Annotated in this window: 10 protein-coding genes and 1 tRNA gene; 9 read left to right on the forward strand and 2 right to left on the reverse strand. The window is 32.3% G+C overall.

Going from position 1 to position 6308, the window contains the following annotated elements; translation table 11 throughout:
- From B3J44_RS20510 to B3J44_RS20525, 4 genes are all read left to right on the forward strand, one after another.
- On the forward strand, positions 1-453 hold a 453-nt coding region (locus B3J44_RS20510), incomplete at its 5' end, for a RecQ family zinc-binding domain-containing protein (RefSeq protein WP_286971153.1).
- Positions 453-1400 (forward strand): methionyl-tRNA formyltransferase, encoded by a 948-nt coding sequence (gene fmt / locus B3J44_RS20515; RefSeq protein WP_198858222.1) that lies wholly within the window; start codon positions 453-455, stop codon positions 1398-1400. The genes B3J44_RS20510 and fmt, both read left to right, overlap by 1 nt.
- Before the next feature lie 180 nt (positions 1401-1580).
- Entirely contained in the window at positions 1581-1853 is a 273-nt protein-coding gene (locus B3J44_RS20520; protein WP_008464760.1) for an HU family DNA-binding protein, read from the forward strand.
- Between the two features lie 128 nt (positions 1854-1981).
- On the forward strand, positions 1982-2542 hold the full coding sequence (locus B3J44_RS20525) for a YqgE/AlgH family protein (RefSeq protein ID WP_008464759.1): 561 nt from the start codon (positions 1982-1984) through the stop codon (positions 2540-2542).
- Here B3J44_RS20525 and B3J44_RS20530 read toward each other — a convergent pair.
- Positions 2539-3375 (reverse strand): aminotransferase class IV, encoded by an 837-nt coding sequence (locus tag B3J44_RS20530; protein WP_286971154.1) that lies wholly within the window; start codon positions 3373-3375, stop codon positions 2539-2541. The genes B3J44_RS20525 and B3J44_RS20530 overlap by 4 nt on opposite strands.
- 54 nt (positions 3376-3429) lie before the next feature.
- Entirely contained in the window at positions 3430-3822 is a 393-nt protein-coding gene (locus B3J44_RS20535) for an START-like domain-containing protein (protein ID WP_198858224.1), read from the reverse strand.
- A gap of 150 nt (positions 3823-3972) precedes the next feature.
- Here B3J44_RS20535 and B3J44_RS20540 point away from each other — a divergent pair.
- The 5 genes from B3J44_RS20540 to B3J44_RS20560 form a co-directional block, all read left to right on the forward strand.
- Positions 3973-4046, forward strand: a tRNA-Met gene (locus B3J44_RS20540).
- Between the two features lie 76 nt (positions 4047-4122).
- On the forward strand, positions 4123-4533 hold the full coding sequence (locus B3J44_RS20545) for an ACT domain-containing protein (RefSeq protein WP_286971156.1): 411 nt from the start codon (positions 4123-4125) through the stop codon (positions 4531-4533).
- A gap of 71 nt (positions 4534-4604) precedes the next feature.
- Positions 4605-4862, forward strand: coding sequence for a hypothetical protein (locus B3J44_RS20550; protein WP_198858226.1), 258 nt, complete (start codon positions 4605-4607; stop codon positions 4860-4862).
- Between the two features lie 177 nt (positions 4863-5039).
- Positions 5040-5408, forward strand: a complete 369-nt coding sequence (locus tag B3J44_RS20555) for a hypothetical protein (RefSeq protein WP_286971157.1) — start codon at positions 5040-5042, stop codon at positions 5406-5408.
- Positions 5409-5427: 19 nt separating this feature from the next.
- The coding region (locus tag B3J44_RS20560) for a PLP-dependent aminotransferase family protein (RefSeq protein WP_286971158.1) at positions 5428-6308 on the forward strand (881 nt) is incomplete at its 3' end.

Below are 6308 nucleotides of genomic sequence, written 5' to 3' on the forward strand. Positions count from 1 at the left end.
AAAGAAAAAGAAATTATAGAATACAAATCTAAAAACAACGACGCTACCATTTTATTTAATGAAGTCCGTGAAGACGACCTTACCATAAATAGGGTTTCAAAGTATTTAGAAAAACAAAATGAAGTTAAAAAAGAACAGCTTTTGTCTGTTTTACATTATATAAAAGACAATAAAACCTGCAAAAACAGATTGGTTTTAAACTATTTTGGAGAAGAAACCAGAGAAAATTGCGGCATTTGTTCGTACTGCATTACACTAAAAGGAAAAATTACCGAAGCCGATTCGATTGCAGATAGGATTTTATCTCTATTGAAAAACGCTTCGCTGACTTCGAGAGAAATTGAAAACCAGATAAAAATGAATAGCAAAGATATTCTATCGGTTCTTCAGGAATTACTCGAAAATAATCATATCATTATACAAGCGAATAATAAATACACTTTAAAATCATAATGGAGAAATTGAGAATTATATTTATGGGAACGCCAGAATTTGCTGTTGGCATTTTGGATACCATTATCAAAAATAACTACGAAGTCGTGGGCGTAATTACTGCTGCAGATAAACCAGCAGGTCGCGGACAAAAAATAAAATATTCGGCAGTAAAAGAATATGCACTTGCCAACAATCTTACTTTATTACAGCCAACCAATTTAAAAGATGAAAGTTTCTTAGCAGAATTAAAAGCGTTAAATGCCAATTTACAAATTGTAGTTGCTTTTAGAATGCTGCCAAAAGTGGTTTGGGAAATGCCAAGTTTAGGAACTTTTAATCTTCATGCTTCATTGCTTCCAAATTATCGTGGAGCCGCTCCAATTAACTGGGCGATTATTAACGGTGAAACTAAAACTGGAGTTACCACTTTTTTTATAGATGATAAAATTGATACTGGTGCAATGATTTTAAATTCTGAAATCAATATTGAACCAGAAGAAACAGCAGGACAACTGCATGATCGTTTAATGGAATTAGGAAGCACAACTGTAATTGATACTTTAAAGGTTATTGAAAACGGAAATGTTACCACAACAATTCAAGAAGATAATGACGATATTAAAACAGCTTACAAACTAAATAAAGAAAACTGCAAAATTGATTGGACCAAATCTGGGACAGAAATCAACAACTTAATTCGAGGTTTAAGTCCTTATCCCGCTTCTTGGTGCTTTTTGAAAGACCAAAATGAAGAATTAAACATCAAAATTTATGAAGCCAAACTAGTCTCAGAATCACACTCTTATGAGATTGGAAAGCTAATTAGTACTAAAAAAGAAATCAAGATTGCAATAAAAGATGGCTTTATTCAGTTATTAAGTCTACAATTTCCAGGAAAAAAGAGAATGCTTGCTTCAGAATTATTAAATGGAGTGAGTTTTTCGGAGTCTGCAAAAGTGTATTAAGGTCAGTAAAACAGGGGTTTGTACCTACTTTTTATCGATGAACAACACCCTTTATGAACAAAAAAAGCAAGTTATTAACAATTTTTGCTAAAAATAAAGAAAACACTTGCACGCAACGGATTTCCTACTAAATTTGTGTATTAACAATTTTTTTTAACCAACAATTAATAACTAATTATTATGAACAAATCAGAATTAATCGATGCTATCGCTGCTGATGCAGGAATTACAAAAGCTGCGGCGAAATTAGCTTTAGAGTCTTTTTTAGGTAATGTAGGAACTACTTTGAAAAAAGGAGGAAGAGTTTCATTAGTAGGTTTCGGATCATGGTCAGTATCTTCAAGAGCTGCTAGAGACGGTAGAAACCCTCAAACAGGAAAAACTATCAAAATCGCAGCTAAAAACGTTGTAAAATTCAAAGCTGGAGCTGAATTAGAAGGTGCAGTGAACTAAGTAAGAAAGTTCTCTAAACTTATAATATAATTAAAACCTTCCATATGGGAGGTTTTTTTATGCGGTTTAACGATTTTTTTTGTGATTTTAATTTTTTTATGATTAAATTTAATAAAAATTGTAACCGTATGATTTCAGAAAAATTAAAAAAAGGACACCTGCTTATTGCCGAGCCTTCAATAATTGGAGATTTATCTTTTAACAGATCGGTAATTTTATTAGCAGACCATAACAAAGAAGGATCAATAGGTTTTATAATTAATAAGCCATTAAAATATACCATTAATGACTTAATCCCTGAGATTGATGCTAACTTTAAGATATATAACGGAGGCCCTGTAGAACAAGACAACCTTTATTTTATCCATAATATTCCTGAGTTAATTCCAAACAGTGTGGAGATTTCAAATGGAATTTATTGGGGAGGCGATTTTGAGTCCACCAAAGACCTTATAAACAACGGATCTATTAGCAAAAATAATATTCGTTTTTTCTTAGGTTATACCGGTTGGGAAGAAAATCAGCTTGAGAATGAGATGCAAGGAAACTCTTGGATTATTGCTGATAATAATTATAAAAATAAAATCATCGGAAAATCTACCACTCACTTTTGGAAAGAGCAGATTATTGAGCTAGGCGGTGATTATCTTATTTGGTCTAACGCACCAGAAAATCCATATCTGAATTAATTTTCAACTATGGATTCATTTAGTTTCTGCACTAATAAATGAGCCAGATTTGTTGTAAACTCTTTTTTTCGATATTTAGTTATCGGCTGTATTCCCATGATTACATTAGTCAGAAATAATTCGTCTGCTTTTTGAAGATCAAATGGCGAAATTATTTCTTCTAGCACTTCTATGCCTTCTATTTTTTTAGCAATCGCTAAAATTTGTTTACGCATAATTCCGTTTAAAGCTCCTTCTGAAACTGGAGGAGTAATAAGCTTTTTACCTGTTAGCATAAAAATATTTCCCTGAAGTGCCTCGACTACATTTTTACTGTCATTTAGCAAAATGCAATTGGCAAGGTCATTTTCGTGCGCATAGATGCTTCCAGTAACATTAATCATTTTATTAGTCGTTTTAAGAGACGACAATAACTGTTTTGTCACATAGAAATCCTTATACAAATCTACTTCGTATTCGTTTGGATTTATAGCATAAGAAACACTCTCAATTGGAGTTGCATTGATTAAGAATGAGATATCATTAGTTTTCGGAAGATACAAACCGCCATCATTTCTAAAAACGGTTATTCTTGCGCGAGCTGAAGATGCAATTCCTTGTTCTTTTACCAAGTTCAGAATTTGCTCTTCAAAATATTCCATTGTAAAATCCATCGGAATCATCATTCTCACTACTCGCATAGAAGCCATTAGTCTAAAATAATGATCCTCAAGAAACAAGATTTTTCCATTGATAATTTTTACTGTTTCAAAGATACCGTCTCCGTATAAAAAAGCGCGGTTTTGAGTTAATATTGTATCTTCTTGCGCTATATTTCCGTTAAAATTAATCATAAAAAAACCCTGAATTTTGTTCAGGGCAAATATAAGGTATAAAATAGACTTTTACTAAACAGATCCTATAAGATGTTTTAGATCTGAGATTTGGTTCTCCCACAATTGTTTAGCCTCGCCTAATTCTTCTTTATCAGCAAAATCGACTACCATAAGCGATACATCTTTAGTCAACTCATCAACTAAAATATGAAGTTCAAAAAAGTACTCGGTATCTTTACTGCTATCATCAACCCATTTGAATTTTACTTTTTCTCCAGATTTTTTTGAAGCCAAACGTGCTTTTTCCTGCGAATCATTCCAGATGAAAGTAAAAATTTCACCTCTTGAATTAACATTGTCAGCAAACCATTCTTGTAAACCTGACGGCGTTGATATATATTGATACAATAATTGTGGCGAAGAATTGATCGGAAACTCGATTTCGTAACGTATTTTTGAATCCATGTGCTACTTTTAATTTTTTCGAAATATAAGAATATATGTCCAAAAACAATGCATTTTTAAAAATATTTTTTTTTCTTCAATTTATGCTTGCACGCTTTAATATTATTTCTATCTTTGCACCCGCAATCACGAATTCATGATAGCAGTCCAGGCGAGGTAGCTCAGTTGGTTAGAGCGCAGGATTCATAACCCTGAGGTCACGGGTTCAACTCCCGTCCTCGCTACTTAGAAGGTAAAACCCTTAAGCAGAAATGTTTAAGGGTTTTTTATTATTTTTAAATAAAAATCAATCCTATTTTTATGGAAGGCGAAACAAATTTGAGCACTATTTTAGAGAATCTTAATCCTCTTCTTAATAACGGAAAGTATGTTTTCACCAAAGTAGATTCTTTAAATTTAATTCCTTTTTCTAAAATTTTATTTCTATTTAAAGAGCAAGAAGGAATTACAGTTGTACTAGAAAAACACTTTGCAGAAGAACTTAATCTTAACTTCTCTTATGTTGCTTCTTGGATTACTTTAGAAGTTCATTCTTCTTTGGCTGCAGTAGGTTTAACTGCTGCATTTTCTCAAGCTTTAGGAAAAGCCAATATAAGCTGCAATGTAGTTGCTGCCTATTTGCACGACCATATATTTGTTGATGAAAATGACGCGCAAAAAGCAATGGATGTATTGCTAAAATTAAAAGAGGAGAATAAAAAATATTTGTAATTAAAAAATCAAAAAATATCCGCAAAAACTGCCATTAAAATAGTTATTTTGCAAAGGTAATTTACAAACATATGGATATAGTTAAATTTAAGATCACATCAAAAACAATAAAAGTCGAAGTGCGCAATTCGAATAATTATGTTTTTAACTTTAATACTGCTTTAGAAATTGATAAAGCAGATCGTGATGTTTTATTAAAACTATATAATGCCTTAGATCTTCTTTTTAAGAAAGAAGCAACGATCGAAAATAAAAACTATATTTCGCCAAATCAAACGAATATATTAGATCAGATTTCTGCTGCCGATTTAGAAAAGGAAAATCAATAATTAATTCCCTTTTCTTCTTTATAATTTAAAGTCTCTGAATAACATTCAGGGACTTTCTTTTTACAATTATTTCTTCCTCTCAACAAAAAACAGTAATTTTAATCTGTACCCGTAAAAAAAGTTTTTTCTGTATCTGTACCCATAAACCCGATAGCAATAATTTTGCTAAAAAAAGATATGGAATCTAAAGCAGCAACACAGAAAGAAACAACATTTAGAGAAGTTTATGTATTTGATATGGAGATTTTGCAAAACATCTTCATTCAGAACATGCGTGAAAAAGCTGAAGATAAAATGCTTTTTGGAATGCCTTTTCTTCTCTGCGAAAAAGACAATGAAATAAATTCGTTTGCTAGTTTAGTATTGGATGAAAATAATGAAATCGGATTTAAAATTTATAATAACGGAAGTTTGACAAATGAAGACAAAGCAGCATTTAAAGAATACATCAAAAATTTTCTAACGAAAAAAAGAAGTGCCAATTTCAATAATGCTGAACAACTAAAAAAAAGTACCGAACATTTTATTCATTATCTAAACCTTTAAACGCTTAAGAAAAAGCACAATGAAGAATCAAGAAACATTATATTTAAAAATTGCCAAAATCATTGAAGATCAAATTCACACTGAAACTTTAATGCTTGGCGACAAACTGCCTTCTGTACGAAGTGCGCAGAAACTATATAATGTTAGTCTTAATACCATTAAACAAGCGTATTTAGAACTCGAAAGCCGTTCTCTTATAGAATCTCGTCCAAAAACGGGATATTATGTAAGCAAAAGTTCACAACGCACAACGGCACTTCCAACAATTGCGAGTATAGATAATCATGAAACAGAAAATACGCCCGAGGAGCTTATTGATAAAGTTTTCGGCACAATCAATCAAACCGATGTGACACAATTTGCACTTGGATTACCTGGAAAAAATTTTCTTCCAATTGCAAAACTTAACAAAGGAATCATCAATGCTGTACGAAATAGAAGTGACGCCGGCACAACCTACGAACCCGTTCAAGGATCTGAAGAACTTCGACGTGCCATTGCAAAATGGGCGCTTGTCATGGAAGGAAAAATTACCGAAGATGATCTTGTAATTACTTCCGGCGCTATGCATGCCATGTACAATGCACTTATGGCCGTGACATCTCCAGGAGACAGTGTTGCTGTAGAAAGTCCTGCTTATTTTGGAATACTTCAAGCCATTAAGGCATTAGGTTTAAAAGCTGTTGAAATTCCGACCCATCCTTTGCATGGAATAGATCTCGACGCTTTAAAAAAAGTAATGCCTGAAATAAAGGCCTGTTGTTTTGTTACCAATTTCAATAATCCAATGGGGTTTCAAATGCCTGATGAAAACAAGCAAGAACTGGTACGACTGATAACACAATATAATATTCCATTAATTGAAGACGATATTTACGGTAATCTTTACTTTGGTTCAGA

Origin of the sequence: Flavobacterium sp. UBA4854 (assembly GCF_002399805.1) — a bacterium.
GTDB lineage: Bacteria > Bacteroidota > Bacteroidia > Flavobacteriales > Flavobacteriaceae > Flavobacterium > Flavobacterium ginsengisoli.

Bases quoted from the DNA above. Each gene is read 5' to 3' on its own strand.
- fmt (WP_198858222.1), top strand. From the start codon at position 453: ATGGAGAAATTGAGAATTATATTTATGGGAACGCCAGAATTTGCTGTT.
- B3J44_RS20520 (WP_008464760.1), top strand. From the start codon at position 1,581: ATGAACAAATCAGAATTAATCGATGCTATCGCTGCTGATGCAGGAATT.
- B3J44_RS20525 (WP_008464759.1), top strand. From the start codon at position 1,982: ATGATTTCAGAAAAATTAAAAAAAGGACACCTGCTTATTGCCGAGCCT.
- B3J44_RS20530 (WP_286971154.1), bottom strand. From the start codon at position 3,375: ATGATTAATTTTAACGGAAATATAGCGCAAGAAGATACAATATTAACT.
- B3J44_RS20535 (WP_198858224.1), bottom strand. From the start codon at position 3,822: ATGGATTCAAAAATACGTTACGAAATCGAGTTTCCGATCAATTCTTCG.
- B3J44_RS20545 (WP_286971156.1), top strand. From the start codon at position 4,123: ATGGAAGGCGAAACAAATTTGAGCACTATTTTAGAGAATCTTAATCCT.
- B3J44_RS20550 (WP_198858226.1), top strand. From the start codon at position 4,605: ATGGATATAGTTAAATTTAAGATCACATCAAAAACAATAAAAGTCGAA.
- B3J44_RS20555 (WP_286971157.1), top strand. From the start codon at position 5,040: ATGGAATCTAAAGCAGCAACACAGAAAGAAACAACATTTAGAGAAGTT.